This is a genomic window from Methylocystis parvus OBBP (assembly GCF_027571405.1).
In the GTDB taxonomy this organism is placed as follows: domain Bacteria; phylum Pseudomonadota; class Alphaproteobacteria; order Rhizobiales; family Beijerinckiaceae; genus Methylocystis; species Methylocystis parva.
This window is the reverse complement of the sequence record NZ_CP092968.1, coordinates 474,404-491,069: the sequence shown is the minus strand read 5'-3', so window position 1 is coordinate 491,069 and position 16,666 is coordinate 474,404. Positions and strand designations below refer to the sequence as shown.

Genomic DNA, 16,666 nt, shown 5'->3' with positions numbered 1-16,666 from the left:
CGCAAAGCGGCTTACGCGCGGCTTCCTGTCAGGGCGTCGCGCGAAATTTCTCCGCCGCGGCCCTGAGCGTGCGCCACAATGCGCCGCCGTCATTATGGACGTCGAATTGATCGTGCTCGTCGACCGGAAAGGCGCCGCTGTCCTGGCGAGAGACGAGGCGCCAGACGAGCCATCCAGCGCAATCGGGGTCGTCCTGAATCGTCTTCAGCCATTTTTGATAGGCTTCGACGTAGTTCGGATTTGAGCGCGCATAGCCGAATTCCTCCAGCAGCGCCGGCTTGCCCGCCTTTCTGGCGATGGCGCAAAACTCCCTGATCTGATCGTCGAATTCATCGACCGAAAGGTCGTAGAAAAGCGGATAGCCATGCCACGCCGAGTAATCGATCGTCGGGATCGATATGTCGGAAAGTTTGTCGGTCACATTCGACAGGCCCGACGCGACCAGATGATTTGGATCGAGCGATTTCACGTAGCTCGACATTTCCGCGATCCAGCTTGCGCGCAGGTCTTTCGGAGGATCGTCGGGCTCGTTCGCCAGCTCCCATCCGAAGATCGTCGGATCGTCCCTGTAACGGCGGCCCGTGAGCGGATTGGTCCGCTCGATGACGTAGCGGACCCATTTGCGATAATCCGCCTTGGTCCGGGAGTCCTCGAAGAAGAAGGCCTTCTTGTCGTCGCTGCCGTACCAGGCGCGAATCTGCTGGACGCCGCCGGTATAGTCCCAGAAATCGAGGAAGCACACGATAAGCCGGAGACCGCGCTTCGACGCCTCCGCGACAAGGAAGTCGAACTTCGCGACGCCGTTCGCCTCCTCGTTTACCGCCATTCGCCTGTTTTGACTGTCCCAATAGAGCAGGTAGTTCCCGTTGACGCCGAGATTGCTCGTTTCCGCGCGGCTCTTGAAATCCCAGATGGTCCGGACAAGCCCGTCCTTCGAGCCGATCACCGGCTGGAGAAAGGTGCGCACCACATTCGCGCCCATCGCCGCTGCGTCGTCAAGGACGCGCGTCACCTCGTTCTGCGATCCGAAGGTCAGATAGTGATTGTTGACGCCGGCGACGTGGAAGGGCCTCCCCTCCAACTGGAATTCATAGCCATGGGCTTTGACGAAGGCCGGCTCGGCGCGGCAGGCGGAGCCATGCAGCGCCGCGGCGCAAATCGCCAGCGAGGACAGCGCCGCGCGGCGAAGGGGACGCCCGATCATGTTTCGCTCCCGCAAGCGACGGGCCGACGGGCGGCGACGCCGCAAAAGACCTTGAAGAGCGGCATTGACAGAAAGACGCTCTGCAAGGCGCCGGCGAGCAGCCAGCCCGAGACGAAGCCGAACAATCCGTGCGCATGGGCGCCAATCGCGGCGAAGGCGATCTCCACAATGCCGCCGAAAGCGAGAAAGCCGGACGCTCTCATCATTTTGTTTTCGAGGCGGCTGAGCGCGATATAGTGATCCTTCAGCATGATCGGAAGGAAGCCCAGCCCCAACAGGCGTAAATCGCCGCCGGCGATGGAAAGATAAGAGGGGTTGAACGCCGAGAGCATTCGCTCGGACATGAGCCAGAAGATCAAGGCGACGACCAGCCCGGTTGAGAAGCAAAGTCGCAGAGACATCGACAGGCGCGGCAGGAGGCTCTCGCGCTGGCCCGAGACAACCGTGTAAAGCACGATCGTCAGCGACGCGGGCAGGACGAGCGTGACGCTCAGTATCGTCCACAGCGGGTAGAAGGCCGCATTGACAGCGGGACCGAGGATCGCGACCAGAATGATGGGAAGCGCGAAACCGGGACCGAACGTCACGAGGTTGAGCACATAATGGCCGAAAATCCTCGACCGCGACCGGAAGAGCTGCTCGAAATCGGGGCGCTGCGAGAAGGCCGTCCGCGCGAACCCGAACGCCAATGGAAGCGAGAGCGAAAGCAGCGCGGCCAGAACCCAGGTCGCAACGATCGCCATGTCCGACGAGAGCGCATCCGGCCGCAGGGCGAAAAGGCCGAGCAGAACGAGCTTCGATGCGGAGAAGAAGACATTGCGCAGAAAGTTGAGATGGCCGCTCAGAAAGCCGACGCAAATCTGATCGAGGACCAAAGCGGCGGCCGTTGAGCCGCAGCCGATCAGCAGCAGAGCGATGAAGAGCGGTTCCGACGGCAGGAATTTGGATTGATTGAACTGATGAGCGACCGCGAGGATGGCCCCGCCACAGAGAAGGGAAGCCGCAACGCTCGTAACAAGCGCCGCTATGGCCATCCGCTCGGACCGCCGCCCGTGATGCGCTTGCGCTTCTCCCACGAGAAACGTGCCGAGGCCGATCTCGCCGATCACCGCGACAAGGCCAAGGAAAGAGATGAGGGCGGAGGCGCTCCCGACCGCGTCCGGCGCGAAATAGCGGGCCGCAAGCCACCAATAGACAAATCCCAGAGCCGACGCGGCGACGCTGCCGGCGGAAACCATCGCCGAATTTTTGAGCCAGACTGCGTTGGCGGCCAATCCCGCCAATAAGCGCTCGACTGCGGAGGTCGCTTCCTGCTGCATCGACAATTCCTTCGCTTGCATATGATCACGCTCTGACGGGAGCGGCGCGACGTTTATCCGTCGCGGAAAGCTTGCCGACGAGAAATCCGGCGCTCGTGCTGGCGAGGCCGACGAAGATCGCCCCTGCCCGCTTGAAGCCCGAAAGATCGAAACGCGAGAATGCGAGCGAGACATCGCGCAGCACCGCCTGCGCGAGCGCGCGAACCACATAGTCGCGTTCGACTTTCAATACGCTGCTCGTTCCGGAGAGGTCGGTGAGGAAAGCCTTGGAAAGCCCCTCCGCGTAACAACGCAGGACGAAATACGACCAGGTCGTTCTCGCCGCCGTCACTTTGTGAAAGACCGCCGTCGCCGGCTCGAAGAGAAAGCATCCGTCAGGATGCGCGGCTTTGGCTCTTATGCAGAGCTCGGTCTCTTCGCAGCTCAATGGAAGCTTGGCGCCCGCCCGCCCGAGTCCGGCGGAAAAGCCGCCGGCCTTCGCGAAGATCGAGCGCCTCAGCAAAGCGGATGCGCCCTGCACGTTCCTTATTTCCTGCAGCCGGCTCGGCCCGCCTTTATAGGTGCAGCCCACGGTCCATAAGAACTCCTCGGGGAACCAACCCGGCCGCCGGCTTTTCCAGTCCGGCAGAATCGTGGAGGTGACGCCGAGCACTTCCGGCCGTTTGAAATGCTGAGAGAGGATCGCCAGCCAGTCCCTGTCGGCGACGGCGTCGTCGTCGAGAAAAGCGACGATTTCGCCGGTGGAACGGGAAATTCCCGTGTTCCGGGCGCCGGAAAGGCCGCGCGTGCGATCATTGGCGACGACGATCGCATCCGCGAAAGCGGCCCTGCATGTCTCGAGAAGTTCGGGATTATGGTCGACGACGATAATCAACTCGTCGGCCCACAGGGTTTGCCGGCGCACGGAGTCGACGGCCTCGCAAATGTCGACCCAGCGCTGCATCGTGTAGACGCAGATGATCACCGAGATATGAGCGCCATACTGTTCCATGAGGCCCTCCGGGTGGATGTGTTTCCGCTCCGCGCTCCCGCCGGGACGCTCCAATGCGAATGGATCGAAACGCTCATCGGCCCCGCTCCTGCGGAAGCGTCGCGCGCGCCATCGCGGGAACCGCGCCCGCTTTCGCAATCACATGTCGGTAAACGCCCTCGATGCGCTCGATGACCGCCGACGTCTTCAGACCGCGCACGGCGTCAACGCCAGCGGCGCCCATGCGTCGCCGTAAGGCGGAATTCTCGATCAACATCGACATGGCGCTGGCGAGTTCCTCGCGATGCCCCGGCGGAACGAGGAGTCCGGTGTCGCCATGCGCGATGATGGAGGGAATGCCGCCGATGTCCGATCCGATCAAGGCTTTGCCGAAGGCCATCGCCTCCATCGCGACGGTGGGACAAGCGTCTCGACAGGTCGACGGCACGACCCCGAACAGGCAGCGGCTCCAGGCCTGCTTCACCTGTTCGTGCGGCAGGGATTCGATAACAATCGTGTTGCGCGGAAGCGGCTTCGGCGTTTCCGCGCAGCGGCGACCAACGAGAACGAGGGGTGGCGCGTCTTCCAGCCAGGAATAGGCGTCGACCAGAACATGCACGCCCTTTTGACGATTCAGATCGCCCACAAAAAGAATATAATCGCCTTTCGGCAGCAGGTCGGACGGCGTGGCGCAAGGGTCGATCCGCTCCAGATCGTCCGGAATGAAATTTGGGATGACCACGCAGGCCGGATCGCTCTCTGAAAAGCCGTTGAAGTTCCGCACCGCCGCGCTGACCGCAATGAATGCGTCGACGGCGCGACGCTGCAGCCGCGCGCCCGCATATACGCCGAGCGTGACTGCGAGACCCTTCGGATAGCCATAATGATCCGCCGCGCAACCCACGCATGTTGCGAGCCTGGGCCCGTCGCAGGACAAATCGTTACGCATGGCGTTTTTTTTCGGACAAGCGTAACCGCAATCGTGCATCGTCAGCACCAACGGCAGCCCTGTGAGCAATTTCACCGGCAGGAAGGAGTGCACGATCCAATTGTGCGCATGCGCGACGTCAGGCTGCTCCTCGTCGACGACGCGCTTAAGCGCCAGCGACAGTTCAGGATCCGGAAAGGGCGGCGCATGACGCCGTTGCGGATCGGTAAAAAGGCCGGAAAGCCGTTGCGCGACTCCCTTGACGTAGCGCAGCCGCACGGCGCCGTCGCACTCTGGCGCGTCCGGCCGCCAAAGCGTCGCGACGCAAACGTCGTGGCCGCGTGCGACGAGCCCATGCGCCAGGGATCGCACATGTCGTTCCTCCCCCCCAATGATCGGCGGATAGAACTGGCTTAGGAGTAGAATGCGCATCAGGCGCCTCCCATGGGGTTAAGCTCGATGAAGACCCGGCGGTAGAGCCTGCTACGATCGCCGTCTTTGAAAAGGCGGGCCTCGAGCCGGTGCCGTCCTTTTCGTAGCGGCGGGACAATGACCTCGCGCGTCTTCACGGCTCCCGGCGTCAAGTCGAATGCCGGCCAGGTTCGGAAAGCCGCCGAGTCCAGAAGCAGCTCGATCTCATAAGCGGCCGCCTTCTCCTCCGCATTCCGGACGCCAACGGTGAGCATTTGCGGCGTTCCGGAGCGGGGAGCCATCCAGAACTCGGTGTAGCGGAACGCCTTGTCGGCCGCCTCGTCGCTCACGGCGACAGCGAATGCGGAAGCGACGCCGAATGCGGCAAGGCTGAATAGGGCGAGATGACGTCGCGCAAAGCCGGACGAGCCGTCCGCCACGTCCGCGGGGCCCGTAACGAGTCGGCCCGCTGCACGCGACAGGAGAAAGGCGGAGCTCGAGACAAGCCATAGCGCCCAGCCCGATGGCGTGAGCACGTGGAGCACGCCGAGGAGGAAACCGCCGATCAAAACATTCACGACGCTGAGGCAGACGGATAGAAGCGCTAATTCCGCCCAGCCTGTCGTCTCGATACGCGCTGCGGCGAGAAAGAGTCGACCCGGCAGATACAGGATCAGAGGCAGCCAAGCCACGATGAGCAGAGGCGCGACATTTCCCACCGCCGCCACGGTCGCGAAGACCAGCCAAGCCGCGACGCCGCGCTCATTGGCTCCAAAGCGCATCATGGACTCCTCTCACGTCGTAGATGACGATCGACCCATTGTCGAAGATGCGGCTGACGCCCTTCATGGCGTTGAATTTGAGAAAGGACGATGCAGCAGGCGGACTGCTTTGCGAGGGCCTGTATTCCCCTTTGTCGAAATAGACGCCGAGCCGCGGAAGCCCCGTCGTCAATCTCAGATCGACAAAAAGGTAATCCACCCTGCCGTGATGCAGCGCCCAGTCGTCGAAATCAGAGAAAGTCTTGTCCATGAAGATGCTGGACGTATTTACTTTATCGCGCAGCTGCGTTATCGGGGTCTGGCTCCCATAGACCGTGACGAGAAGAGTATTGACGCGGTCGGCGGCGACTCTGTTGCCGGCGCCCAACCAGTCGCTCATCCAGCGCGCGGCGGCGATCGCCATCGGCTCGATCGACAGCGCGTCCGCCGACACGGCGTAAGCGCGCCGTATGCAGGCGATGCCCCATCCCGAGACGAGACCGCCCCCCAGGAGGGAGAGCACAACGAGACCCGCCGCGATCTTCCGCACGCGCGCTCTGTCACGCCGCGCCAGAATGCGCATCAAGGTCACGCAGCTCAGAACCGCAACGCCGATATAGACGAAGGGCGTCATGCGGTTGCCGATCTCCCAGCCGCTTGAGGTGAACCTCAAAAGCAGCGAAACGGGAAACGTTATCCCGAGAAGCGCAAGTAAGAGCTTCCGGCTGTCCGTCCACAGTCCATGAATAACGCGGACGACCGCGCGCCAGTCGGCGCCCTTTGCGGAAGCGGCGATCACGCTGAAAAAACCGCCTGCGATGCCGAGAGCGGCGAGCAGCGCCGCCGCCAGCGAGGCAATGCGCATCCATATCGGCGTCTCTATGCCGTCCGCGGCGACAAAGAGCTTTCGCCCGCGCAGACCGCCCTGCAAGAACGACCAGAATTCGCGCACGCCCGATTCCAGGACCGGACCGAGATAATGCGCAAGCGATCCCCCTTGCGAGACTGAGCCGACGCGCCACGACCAGAGGGCGGGCAAAACGATGGCCATTCCCGCGACGACGACGCGCAAGTTTCGGTCGCCGCTCGGCTCGCGCTTCAGCATTTCAAGAATTGCAAAGGCCAAAAGCAGCCCCGCGAGGATATAGGCCGTAAGATGATGCGTGACCGTCAGCGCCGCGAGCAATGGAAAGGTCAGATAGAGCCTGTCGCGCCACGGATCGTCCGATTGAGGCCGCGCCCACTCCACGTAGAGAATCGACGCCAGCCAGCCAATGGCGAGCGTCTCATAGGCAAATTGCCCTTCGAAGAAGATGAAGTTCGAATTCGTCATGAAGAGGAGGCATGCAATCCCGCCCATGCGCGCCGACGCCAGGCATTTTTCGAACAGGAGAAAAAGACCGGCGACGAGCAGACAGCGCGCGACGATGAGAACGATTGTCGCTGAAGCGAAGATCGAGAGATGCGTCAGGCTCGCTATGCTGGTCGTGAAGATTTCCAGCGCCGGATAGAAGGGGCTGACGGGCAGCAAGGGGTTCGGCGTGAAGAGACGATGCGAGGCCATCAAGTCGAGGGCGGTGGACCAGTGCAGGAACTCGTCGAAATGTGCAAAGGCCGTCGGCGCATAGAGCATTTTGAAAAGCAGCAATGCGAGGCCGAGCGCTATCGACAGCATGAGCCGCTCGTCGCGCCGGACATCGGGCGACGCCAGCCGGAGCGCGGCTGGCGCTGTCATCACGATCAAGCCGATCCAATAAAGGAACGTCAGCGCCCCGTCGCCGCGCCGCCCGGCCCCGTGGCCGAAAGCGACGAGGATGAGTCCGGCCGCCATTGCGAGCGCAATCCCCGCGACAATGTCCCAATCGATCGAAGACGGCTCGCGATCATTCTCCAGAATCCGCGCGTCCGGACCGATCAGCGAGACGATCCATTTGATCGGACGACGCAGCCAGGAGGGAAACGGCCGCATGGCGCCCTGTCCGTCGCCAAGTCCAACTGGAAGAGTCATGCGACGCTCCCGAGCGCCACGCGATCGAGAAGCGCGGCGACGCGATCGACGCAGGCGTCCCAGCTCGGTAATTCGACATTCGTCTTTGACGCAGGCGATTGGAGGATGCGCTCCATAGCGTCCGCAATGTCGCCATCCGTCGCCTCGGGCTCGACGACATGGATCATGGACTGTTCCGCAAGCTCGATGAAACCCGAGCAATTCGTCGCAAGCACGGGACGCCCCATTGCGAGGGCCTCCATCACGGCGACGGGATGCGCCTCATATGCGCTGAGCAGCACCACGAGCCGCGCGCGCGACAATATGCGGGACATGCCCTCGCGATCCTGCGGGGGAACGCCGCCGATCCGCACGCTCCGATGCAGACCGAGCCGCTCCACGAGCGCCTCCAATTCCGGCAGATACGGCCCCTCTCCGACAATTTGCAGCCTGGCTTCCGGATGGCGCTTCAACACTTCCGCAAAAGCGCCGATGGCCCGGTGATGGCCTTTGTATTTTTCCAGCCTGCCGATCGAGGCGATAAGAAGCTCCTCCGGCGCCGCCGCTTCGAGAACGCGCGGCATGGCGGCGCCATTTGGGACCACCTCTATCCGATCGCGCGGCAGTCTCATCTTCCGCGCGAAGAAATCCGCTTCGTAGCGGGACACGCCGATCCATCCGGCGGCGCGGCGAAAGAGCGGCGCCAGGAGAGTCCATTGGGCGCCGCGAATCTGGTTCCGCAAGCTGGAAGAATGCCCGCCGCTATGGAAGGTGACGATATATGGGACGCCCTTGAGCAAGGCCGCCAGCATCGCAAGAGGCGGCGCAAGGGTGTGGCAGCCCTGAATGTGAATGACGTCGCAGTCGCTTTTCAGAATCTCCCAAAAAACGCCCGGCGCAAAGTAGTAGTCGCGCCTCGCCGGCCAGGCCTTGACGCGGCGGACGGGCGCGCCCGCCGCCATATCCGTTTTGGGCAGAAGGCCGCTGCGATCCGTCGTCAGGATTTGCACATTGACGCCGCGTGCGACGAGACGACCGACGACCTCGCGCACATGGGTCTCGATGCCGCCCATCTCCGGAAGGAAACGGGCGGTCACGATCAGGACGCGCGGCCCGCGCGCCAAACCTGCCTCGGCAGGCGCTTCGCAGGCGAGGCTCATCACAGCGCGCTCTGGCCTTGCGGCAGCCGCTCGCGCAGGATCGTCTTGAGGACGCGCCAGCCGTCCTTGATCGGCTTGAGATTGCTCTCGCCGAAAACGCGCGGCGCCTCGAAGCTCGGCACTTCCACGATTTTAAGGCCGCTCTTGAGCGCCTTGATGTTGAGGAAGGTCTCGACTTCAAATCCATCGCAGGTCGGCTCCAGAATATCGCGGTGCCGCGTCCAGAAGGCGAGATAGCCGTAGCAGAGGTCGCTATAGGTCCCGCCGAAGAGGAGGCGCACCGCCTGGGTCAGACCCCAGTTTCCGGTCATGCGGAACCAGGTCATGTCGTCGGTGCCGCCGCCCTGGATGAAGCGCGATCCCTTGGCGAAATCCGCGCCCGCCATCAGCGCGCCGACCAGCATGATCGACTCGCCCGGATCCATGGAGCCGTCCGCGTCCAGGATCATCGTGATGTCGCCGGTAACGGCCTGGAAGCCCGCGCGCAGCGCAGCGCCCTTGCCGCGCTTCGTCTCGAGCACGATCGTCGCGTCCGGCCGCAAGCGCTGCGCCACCTCGACGGTGTGATCCGTCGAACATCCGTCGACGATCACGACTTCATTTATCCACGGAGGCAAGCGCGGCAATATTATAGGAAGGTTGTTTTCTTCGTTTAACGTAGGAATTACGGCGGAAACGCGCGGTAATTCGATTATCTTTCTGTCATCAATAGCATTGATGACGTCAATATCGAGATACTGAGCTTTAGCCATGGCCCCCACTCTTTCTGCGCTACTAACACGCATAAGGATCGAGTGGCTTTAGGCTAAATATATTTGAGGAAAGCTCTATCTAACTTTGGTTATATGCAGCGCACAATCAATGATTCTAATACGACAGCGCCCCAAAAAAGGCAGCATTCCGCTACAAAGAGAACTTGACAAGTCGCAGCTACAACTTGGCGATACTTTGCCTCATATAGGGGCGCAGTACGTAAAAACGGCGAAAGCGCCGAGCGCTTCCGCCGCTGTGCTTGCCGGGCCGCGGGTTTAGGGCTTCGCCGCGCCCTTGGGCTTCGCAGGAGCGTCCATGCTTCCCGCTTTCGAGGCGTCCGGCGTCTTCGGCCCGGCCGTCGTCGCCAAGGCGCCCTCCGCGCCTTCGCTGGGAAAAATCCGCGAGATCATCGCGCGGCCGCGATAGGCGATGGGCGCCGGCAGGGGAACGTATCCCAGGTCGAGCGCGACTTTTTGGCCGTCGCCGAGAATGTAGTCCACAAAGGCGTTCACGAGCCGAAGCTTTTCCGCCGGATAGTCCCAGCGCAGGATCAGCCAGCTATAGGAGACGATCGGATAGGCGCCGGCGCCCGACGGGTCGAGGATCGACGCCTTCAGATTTTCGATGCCGAGATAGGAGGATTGATTGATCGCCGCCGCGCCTGCTTCCGGCGACGGCGAGACGAATTTTCCGTCCTTGTTCTCGAGCGTCGCAACGGCGAGGCCCGATCGCCGCGCATAACCGAATTCGACATAGCCGATCGCGCCTTCGCGACTCTTGATCTGCGCTGCGACGCCTTCATTCCCCTTTGCGAGCGTAACAAAAGCTGGCCAGTTCGGCTTTTTGCCCACGCCGACGCCGCCCTCCGTCCATGCGGGGCTGATCGCCCAGAGGTGGCTCGTAAAGGCGAAGGTCGTTCCGCTCGCGTCGAGACGCGCCGTGACAAGGATGTCGCGCGCCGGCAGGCGGACGCCGGGATTGGCGGCGGCGATGCGGGGATCGTCCCAACGGCGTATGCGGCCAAGGAAAATATCCGCATAAACGGCGCGCGGCAGCTTGAGCCGCTGGCCGACGCCCGGGAGATTATAGGCGATCGTCACCATGCCGGCGGTGATGGGGAACTGCGGGCCGACGCCTCCCGATCTGTCGTCTCCGGTGGTCGGCGCGGGAACGTCGCTGCCGGCGAAGTCGAGTTCTCCCTCGCCGAAACGCGCGAGACCTTCGCCGGACCCGACCGCCTCATAGCTTATGGCCGCGTGACGACCCTTCTGGAAACGTTCGATCCAGGCGCTGTAAAGGGGCGCGGGGAAAGTGGCTCCGGCGCCGTGAAGCGAGATTTCCGCTGCGTTGGAGGCGCCAATATTCGCGACGAGCAGAACAAGCGCGCCAAAGAGCGCGCCAAAAATACCGATGGCCGCGCGCGACCTGATGCTGCTGCTCTTCATATGCCGTCCTGAAGCGTCGGGCGTCTATCATCTCACACAGACGTTAACCGCACGCTGCTTCGGCATATGGAGCGGGGACGTGAAGCTATTGCGACAGAAAGGCGGGGTCGCAAGGCGCGAGAGCCCGCGGGATGGCGCATCCCGCGGGCCCGTAAAGACAATGGGTCGGACTCGGCTTATTTCCCCGCCATCGCGGTCATTGCGTCCTTGATGTCCTCGAGGGTGACGAAGCCCTTATCGCCCTTGTCGATCTTCGCAAAATTCGCGGAGACGCGGGGCATGCCGGCTTTCGCTTCCTCGGGCGTCAATTTGCCGTCGCCATCCTTGTCGGCCGCAGCGAACTTGCTCTCCATGGCGGCGATCTGAGCCGCAGACTGCGCTTGCGCCTCCGCGACAGCGAAAATCGCGGCCATGACGACGGCGGCGCCAATGCAACGTTTCATCATCCCCTCATTCCTTTCGAGCGCGCGCCATGTCCTGCAAGGCCAGCACGCCCCTTGCTTTTTGCGCGCGCAGTCTTGCCCAAACAGGGCTTTGCGTAAAGTCTGGCGACCGCGCATGATGATGCGATGGATGCGTTTGCCTTTCACCTCCCCGACCGCGCCGACCTCAATATCCGGCTTCATCAGGTTTCGATGGCGATCGAAGCGGCCGGCGTCATGGTCATCGTCGCCGCCGCGGTCGTGGCGACCCTCGCCTTTCTCCATGGCGGCCTTGCGTCCGGAGACTGGACGTCCGCCCTGCGCCGTTACCGCGCCAATCTCGGCCGCGGGATTCTCCTCGGCCTCGAACTGCTCGTCGCCGCCGACATCATCGGCACGGTCGCGATCACGCCGACGCTGGAGGGCCTCGTCGTTCTTGGCCTGATCGTTCTGATTCGCACCTTCCTGAGCTTCTCGCTCGAGGTGGAAATAGAAGGGCGCTGGCCATGGCGGCGCGCGGAGAGCGAAAGCGCCGCCGGGGCGCGTCCGGGCGAGTCTTTATAAACAGCATGGATTTCGTTGGAAGAAGCGCGCTTGCGGGCATGTTGCGCGGCGCGATAAATTCCTGGCGGCTACGCCTGCGATAAAGTCTCAGAATTGCTACTATTGAACAATACCCGTATTGGATGCAGGCCTGACACGCCATGGCAACGACAAGACGATATTTGGAGGAACGCATCGAATGGCGCGTGTTTTATCGACCATTGTGACGGCTCTCGTCGCGGGCGCGATCGGCTTCGGCCTCGGCGTCTATGCGGCGCCGAGCGAAGGCGTCGCCTCCCTGCGGGCGGCGATCGAGAAATTGACGGCGCGAAAGGAAGCCCCGCCGGCTGAGGAGACCCCGCCCGCGGAGCAGGCCCCGGCCGCCGAGACGGAGGCCCCGAAGGAGCCTGACGCCGCCGCTGCGCCATCGGCCGAGGCGACCCCCGCCGAGACGCCGGCCGCCGCCGAGACGCCTGCTGCGCCGCCGGCTGAACCGGCGCCCGCCGCCGCCGAAGCTCCCGCTGCGCCGCCGCCGGCCGCTGAGCCCGCCTCTCCGCTTCCGGGCGCGCCGCCCGCCGCTGAACCGGCCGCCGCGGCCCCTGAGGCCGCCCCGGCGCCCGCCAAGCCGAAGCCGAAGCCGAAACCCAAGCCGAAACCCAAGCCGAAGCCGAAGGCGGCCGCTCCCGCCGAAGCCCCGGCCGAAGAGCCCGCGGCGCAGTAAAGAGACTGCAAGAATTTTTTTGGCCGGCGCGACAGCAGCGCCGGCCATTTCTTTTCGATTGACTCCACGCGCCTTGCGCCGCCCTGCGAAGATTTGGCGACCGCGCGGTGACGCCCTTTTCATGAAACGCTCATCGCACGCTCACATGACGCCTCTAACGGTTGAGCGATGCGGCGATGGTCCAAATGTCCGGGGAAATGTCATGTCGAATGAGACGGTGCAGAACGCCGGCGCGGATGCGGCGGAAAAGAAGGAACGCCATACCGGCAAAATCGCCGGCGGCGTAGTGGGCGGCGTGATTGGCGGCGTCATCGGCGCCATCCTGCTCGGCGACTATGCGATCTTCCCGATCGCCGTCATGGTCGGCGTGCTCGGCGTGGGTCTGGGCTCGGTCTTCGACTGAGGACAGTCGGAGTTTTCAGCGTGGGTATTTGAGCGCGTTATTGCTCGAAGAAAAACTCAGGGCCGGCGCGCCCGGTTTTGCGCGTCACACTCGAGGCCCCGCCTGGCGGGGCCTTTTTTCGTCTCCGGCCGCTCCGCTTGACGCCGAAGGAAAATAGAGAACAATAGGAGAACATATAACCCGTTCTCCCCATGTCCGCGCCCCGCTACGCCGAGCTTGCGGCGACGACCAATTTCTCCTTCCTGCGCGGCGCGTCGCATCCCGAGGAGATGGCCGCAACGGCGGTGGCGCTCGGCCATTGCGGCGTCGGAATCGCCGACCGCAATTCGCTCGCAGGCGTGGTGCGCGCTTTCTCCTATCTGCGCGCGCATGAGAAGAGCGTCGGCGATTTCCGCCTGGCCGTGGGCGCGCGCCTCGTCTTTCGCGACGAGACGCCGGACATTCTCTGCTATCCGAAGGACCGCGCCGCCTATGGGCGTCTGTGCCGACTGCTGACATGCGGCAACATGCGGACGCAGAAAGGCGACTGTGCGCTTTTCCTCGCCGATCTCCTCGACTTCGCCGAAGGCCAGCATCTCATCCTGATGGAGAACGGCGCGCCGCCCCCTGCCCTTATGGAGGCCGCGCGCGATCGGATCTGGCTCGCCGCGACGGCGCTTTACGGCCCGCGACCCCGCGCGCGCCTCTTCGGCCGCATCGAGCTTGCTGACGAACTCGCTTTGCCGCTCGTCGCGGTGAACGACGCGCATATGCATGTCCCCGGGCGCCGTCCGCTCGCCGACGCGCTGACCTGCATTCGCGAAAAGACGACGCTCGACGCCGCCGGTTTTCTCCTCGCCGCCAACGCCGAGCGGCATCTGAAAAGTGCGGAGGAAATGGCGCGGCTGTTTCGCGATGCGCCGCATGCAGTGGAGGAAAGCGCGCGCTTTATCGAGGCGCTCGACTTCCGCCTCACCGACGTGGCTTACGAATATCCGAGCGAATTGCGCGAAGACTTTGCGAGCGAACAGGAGGCGCTGGCTTTCTATGCGCGCGAAGGCGCGAAGGCGCGCTACAGCGAAGACGTTCCCGAGCATGTGACGGCATTGCTCGAACGCGAGCTGGCGCTTGTCGCGAAGCTGAAATACGCGGCCTATTTTCTCACCGTGCACGACATCATGCGCTTCGCGCGCAGCGAAGGAATTCTGGCGCAAGGGCGCGGTTCGGCGGCGAATTCCCTCATCTGCTATTGTCTCGACATTACGAAAGTCGATCCGACGAAGCACAACTTTCTCTTCGAGCGCTTCGTCTCCACCGACCGCAACGAGCCGCCCGACATCGACGTCGATTTCGAGCATGAGCGGCGCGAGGAGGTGATCCAATATATCTATCGGCGCTTCAAGCGCGAGCGCGCCGGCATCGCGGCGGCCGTCATCACCTATCGCGGCAAGAGCGCCATTCGCGAGATCGGCAAGGTTTTCGGCCTCTCCGGCGACCTCGTCGGCCGTCTGTCGTCGGCCGCCTTCGGGCGCGGCAGCGAGCGCGAGACGCGCATGCAGGACATTGCGAGGCTCGGCCTCGACGTCTCGGAACCGCGTTTCGCCAAGGCGCTGGCGCTCGCCGAGGAGATTGAAGGCTTTCCGCGCCATCTCACGCAGCATTCCGGCGGCTTCGTCATTTCGCGCGACCGTCTCGACGAGGTCGTGCCCATTCTTCCCACGGCGATGGAGGGCCGCACCGCCATCGAGTGGGACAAGGACGATCTCGATGCGCTTGGACTGCTGAAGGTCGACGTGCTCGCGCTCGGCATGCTCACCTGCCTGCGCAGGGGCCTCGATCTTCTGGCGCGGCATTACAGGATCGTTCACAGCCTCTCGACCCTTTCCGACGAAGAAGAAGACAAGCGCGTCTACGCCATGATCTCGCGCGCCGACACGATCGGCGTCTTCCAGATCGAGAGCCGCGCGCAAATGTCCATGCTGCCGCGGCTGAGGCCCCAATGCTTCTATGACCTCGTCATCGAAGTCGCGATCGTGCGGCCCGGACCCATACAAGGCGACATGGTGCATCCCTATTTGCGCCGCCGCATGGGAAAGGACCCCGTCTCCTATCCGTCGAAGGAGCTGGAGGAAGTGCTCGCCAAGACCCATGGGGTGCCGCTCTTCCAGGAGCAGGCCATGCGCATCGCCATTGTGGCGGCCGGCTTCACGCCCTCGGAGGCCGATCAGCTCCGCCGCGCCATGGCGACCTTCAAGCGCGCGGGCCTCATCGGCGGCTTTCGCGACAAGATGATCACGGGCATGACGCGCAAGGGCTATGCGCGCGACTTCGCCGAGCGCTGCTTCAGCCAGATCGAGGGCTTCGGCGCCTATGGATTCCCCGAAAGCCACGCCGCCTCCTTCGCGCTGCTCGTCTACGCCTCCGCCTGGCTCAAATGCCGCTATCCGGACGTCTTCGCCTGCGCTTTGCTGAACGCGCAGCCCATGGGCTTCTACGCCCCCGCGCAGATCGTGCGCGACGCGAATGAGCATGGGGTGGAGGTGCGGGAGCCGGACATCAACGCCTCGGATTGGGACTGCACGCTGGAGGCCGGCGAACCCCACCCGTCGCGCTTCGCGCGCCACCCTCCCCGTAAAGGGGAGGGATGGGGCTGCATTGCCGCAGGGGATCACGATTTAGAAGAGCATGAGCGTTTGAAGGCGATCCACAATCTCGCCGCTCCAATCCCTCCCCCTCGCGGGGAGGGTGGCGCGCGAAGCGCGACGGGTGGGGGGCAGCCCCGAATGCAGGGCGAGAGCCTCGCCTCCATCCACCCCCGCCACGCCGACATGGCCCATGACATCCTCGGAAACCACGCCGTCCGCCTTGGTTTCCGCCAGATCAGGGGCGTGGCGGAGGAGGATATGCGCCGGCTGGTCGTGCGGCGGGGCAAGGGCTACGACTCGGTGCGCGACGTCTGGCTGCGGGCCGAGCTTTCGCCGGCGACGCTCACGCGCCTCGCCGAGGCCGACGCCTTCGCTTCGCTCGGCCTGTCGCGCCGCGACGCGCTCTGGGCGGCGGCGGGGCTCAATCGCGCCGGCGACAAGGACGACCTGCCCCTCCTGCGCGAACTGTCCTTCACGCCGCTGGAGCCCGACGCCAATCTGCCGCCCATGCCGCCGGGCGAGGAAATCGTCGAGGACTACCGCTTCCTCTCCCTCTCGCTGAAAGGCCATCCCGTTGCCTTCCTGCGCGACAGATTGGCGGCGCGGCGGGTTTTGCCCTGCGAAGCGCTCTCGCACTTTCCCGACGGCTCCGGGCGGCGCGTGACCGTCGGGGGCATCGTGCTGCTGCGCCAGCGGCCGGGCACGGCCAAGGGCGTCGTCTTCATGACGATCGAGGACGAGACCGGCCAAGCCAATATCATTGTCTGGCCGAAACTGCTGGAGCGCCAGCGCGCGGAGATCATTGGCGCGCGATATGTCGCCGTCGCCGGCCGCCTTCAGAAGGAGGCGGGCGTCATCCATGTCATCGCCGACCGCGTCGACGATTTATCCAGCGATTTGCGGCTTCTGGAGACGATGCGCATCGCCAAAGGCGAGGCCATGCCAAAGGCGCGCAACTTCCACTGACACACTGGATCGCCGCGAAGATCGCGTTGAGCAACGCGGTTTCATGCGC

The 16,666-nt window shown here is 63.6% G+C and carries 14 protein-coding genes; 4 read left to right on the top strand and 10 right to left on the bottom strand.

All coding sequences use genetic code 11. The features are described from left to right. Positions 1-28: 28 nt before the first annotated feature. The 10 genes from MMG94_RS02340 to MMG94_RS02295 form a co-directional block, all read right to left on the bottom strand. Positions 29-1,204: a glycoside hydrolase 5 family protein gene (locus tag MMG94_RS02340; RefSeq protein ID WP_016921478.1), complete on the bottom strand. Its 1,176-nt coding sequence runs from the start codon at positions 1,202-1,204 to the stop codon at positions 29-31. Beyond that, entirely contained in the window at positions 1,201-2,523 is a 1,323-nt protein-coding gene (locus MMG94_RS02335) for a lipopolysaccharide biosynthesis protein (protein ID WP_154420070.1), read from the bottom strand. The genes MMG94_RS02340 and MMG94_RS02335 overlap by 4 nt, the downstream gene beginning before the upstream one ends. A 25-nt stretch (positions 2,524-2,548) precedes the next feature. Continuing rightward, complete coding sequence (locus MMG94_RS02330; RefSeq protein WP_016921480.1) at positions 2,549-3,514, bottom strand: glycosyltransferase family 2 protein; 966 nt, start codon at positions 3,512-3,514, stop codon at positions 2,549-2,551. 73 nt (positions 3,515-3,587) lie between these two features. Beyond that, on the bottom strand, positions 3,588-4,853 hold the full coding sequence (locus MMG94_RS02325) for a glycosyltransferase family 4 protein (RefSeq protein ID WP_016921481.1): 1,266 nt from the start codon (positions 4,851-4,853) through the stop codon (positions 3,588-3,590). Then, positions 4,853-5,617 carry a hypothetical protein gene (locus MMG94_RS02320; protein WP_016921482.1) on the bottom strand — a complete coding sequence of 255 codons (765 nt, stop codon included), beginning with the start codon at positions 5,615-5,617 and terminating at the stop codon, positions 4,853-4,855. The genes MMG94_RS02325 and MMG94_RS02320 overlap by 1 nt, the downstream gene beginning before the upstream one ends. Next, positions 5,595-7,601: an MATE family efflux transporter gene (locus MMG94_RS02315; protein WP_154420071.1), complete on the bottom strand. Its 2,007-nt coding sequence runs from the start codon at positions 7,599-7,601 to the stop codon at positions 5,595-5,597. The genes MMG94_RS02320 and MMG94_RS02315 overlap by 23 nt, the downstream gene beginning before the upstream one ends. After that, positions 7,598-8,740 (bottom strand): glycosyltransferase family 4 protein, encoded by a 1,143-nt coding sequence (locus tag MMG94_RS02310; RefSeq protein ID WP_016921484.1) that lies wholly within the window; start codon positions 8,738-8,740, stop codon positions 7,598-7,600. The genes MMG94_RS02315 and MMG94_RS02310 overlap by 4 nt, the downstream gene beginning before the upstream one ends. Further along, the gene (locus tag MMG94_RS02305; protein WP_085985263.1) at positions 8,740-9,492 is read right to left on the bottom strand and encodes a glycosyltransferase family 2 protein; all 753 of its coding nucleotides are present in this window, start codon (positions 9,490-9,492) and stop codon (positions 8,740-8,742) included. Before MMG94_RS02305 ends, MMG94_RS02310 begins: the two co-directional genes overlap by 1 nt. Before the next feature lie 276 nt (positions 9,493-9,768). Next, positions 9,769-10,938 (bottom strand): phosphate ABC transporter substrate-binding protein PstS, encoded by a 1,170-nt coding sequence (gene pstS / locus MMG94_RS02300; protein ID WP_016921486.1) that lies wholly within the window; start codon positions 10,936-10,938, stop codon positions 9,769-9,771. A gap of 176 nt (positions 10,939-11,114) precedes the next feature. Further along, entirely contained in the window at positions 11,115-11,384 is a 270-nt protein-coding gene (locus tag MMG94_RS02295; RefSeq protein ID WP_202948273.1) for an EF-hand domain-containing protein, read from the bottom strand. A gap of 189 nt (positions 11,385-11,573) precedes the next feature. Between MMG94_RS02295 and MMG94_RS02290 the strand changes: the two genes are divergently transcribed. The 4 genes from MMG94_RS02290 (at position 11,574) to MMG94_RS02275 (ending at position 16,617) form a co-directional block, all read left to right on the top strand. Further along, positions 11,574-11,924 carry a DUF1622 domain-containing protein gene (locus MMG94_RS02290; protein WP_016921488.1) on the top strand — a complete coding sequence of 117 codons (351 nt, stop codon included), beginning with the start codon at positions 11,574-11,576 and terminating at the stop codon, positions 11,922-11,924. 178 nt (positions 11,925-12,102) lie between these two features. Then, a complete protein-coding gene (locus MMG94_RS02285) occupies positions 12,103-12,624 on the top strand; it encodes a hypothetical protein (protein ID WP_016921489.1) in 522 nt (173 codons plus the stop codon). A 202-nt stretch (positions 12,625-12,826) separates the two neighbouring features. Further along, a complete protein-coding gene (locus MMG94_RS02280) occupies positions 12,827-13,027 on the top strand; it encodes a hypothetical protein (protein WP_016921490.1) in 201 nt (66 codons plus the stop codon). Positions 13,028-13,218: 191 nt separating this feature from the next. After that, positions 13,219-16,617 carry an error-prone DNA polymerase gene (locus tag MMG94_RS02275; protein ID WP_154420072.1) on the top strand — a complete coding sequence of 1,133 codons (3,399 nt, stop codon included), beginning with the start codon at positions 13,219-13,221 and terminating at the stop codon, positions 16,615-16,617. Positions 16,618-16,666: the final 49 nt, after the last annotated feature.

What these genes read in the sequence shown, in the direction of transcription:
- MMG94_RS02320 (WP_016921482.1), bottom strand. Translation starts at nt 5,617, where the DNA reads ATGATGCGCTTTGGAGCCAATGAGCGCGGCGTCGCGGCTTGGCTGGTC.
- MMG94_RS02325 (WP_016921481.1), bottom strand. Translation starts at nt 4,853, where the DNA reads ATGCGCATTCTACTCCTAAGCCAGTTCTATCCGCCGATCATTGGGGGG.
- MMG94_RS02280 (WP_016921490.1), top strand. Translation starts at nt 12,827, where the DNA reads ATGTCGAATGAGACGGTGCAGAACGCCGGCGCGGATGCGGCGGAAAAG.
- MMG94_RS02310 (WP_016921484.1), bottom strand. Translation starts at nt 8,740, where the DNA reads ATGAGCCTCGCCTGCGAAGCGCCTGCCGAGGCAGGTTTGGCGCGCGGG.
- MMG94_RS02285 (WP_016921489.1), top strand. Translation starts at nt 12,103, where the DNA reads ATGGCGCGTGTTTTATCGACCATTGTGACGGCTCTCGTCGCGGGCGCG.
- MMG94_RS02340 (WP_016921478.1), bottom strand. Translation starts at nt 1,204, where the DNA reads ATGATCGGGCGTCCCCTTCGCCGCGCGGCGCTGTCCTCGCTGGCGATT.
- MMG94_RS02295 (WP_202948273.1), bottom strand. Translation starts at nt 11,384, where the DNA reads ATGATGAAACGTTGCATTGGCGCCGCCGTCGTCATGGCCGCGATTTTC.
- MMG94_RS02315 (WP_154420071.1), bottom strand. Translation starts at nt 7,601, where the DNA reads ATGACTCTTCCAGTTGGACTTGGCGACGGACAGGGCGCCATGCGGCCG.
- MMG94_RS02335 (WP_154420070.1), bottom strand. Translation starts at nt 2,523, where the DNA reads ATGCAGCAGGAAGCGACCTCCGCAGTCGAGCGCTTATTGGCGGGATTG.
- MMG94_RS02290 (WP_016921488.1), top strand. Translation starts at nt 11,574, where the DNA reads ATGGCGATCGAAGCGGCCGGCGTCATGGTCATCGTCGCCGCCGCGGTC.
- pstS (WP_016921486.1), bottom strand. Translation starts at nt 10,938, where the DNA reads ATGAAGAGCAGCAGCATCAGGTCGCGCGCGGCCATCGGTATTTTTGGC.
- MMG94_RS02275 (WP_154420072.1), top strand. Translation starts at nt 13,219, where the DNA reads ATGTCCGCGCCCCGCTACGCCGAGCTTGCGGCGACGACCAATTTCTCC.
- MMG94_RS02305 (WP_085985263.1), bottom strand. Translation starts at nt 9,492, where the DNA reads ATGGCTAAAGCTCAGTATCTCGATATTGACGTCATCAATGCTATTGAT.
- MMG94_RS02330 (WP_016921480.1), bottom strand. Translation starts at nt 3,514, where the DNA reads ATGGAACAGTATGGCGCTCATATCTCGGTGATCATCTGCGTCTACACG.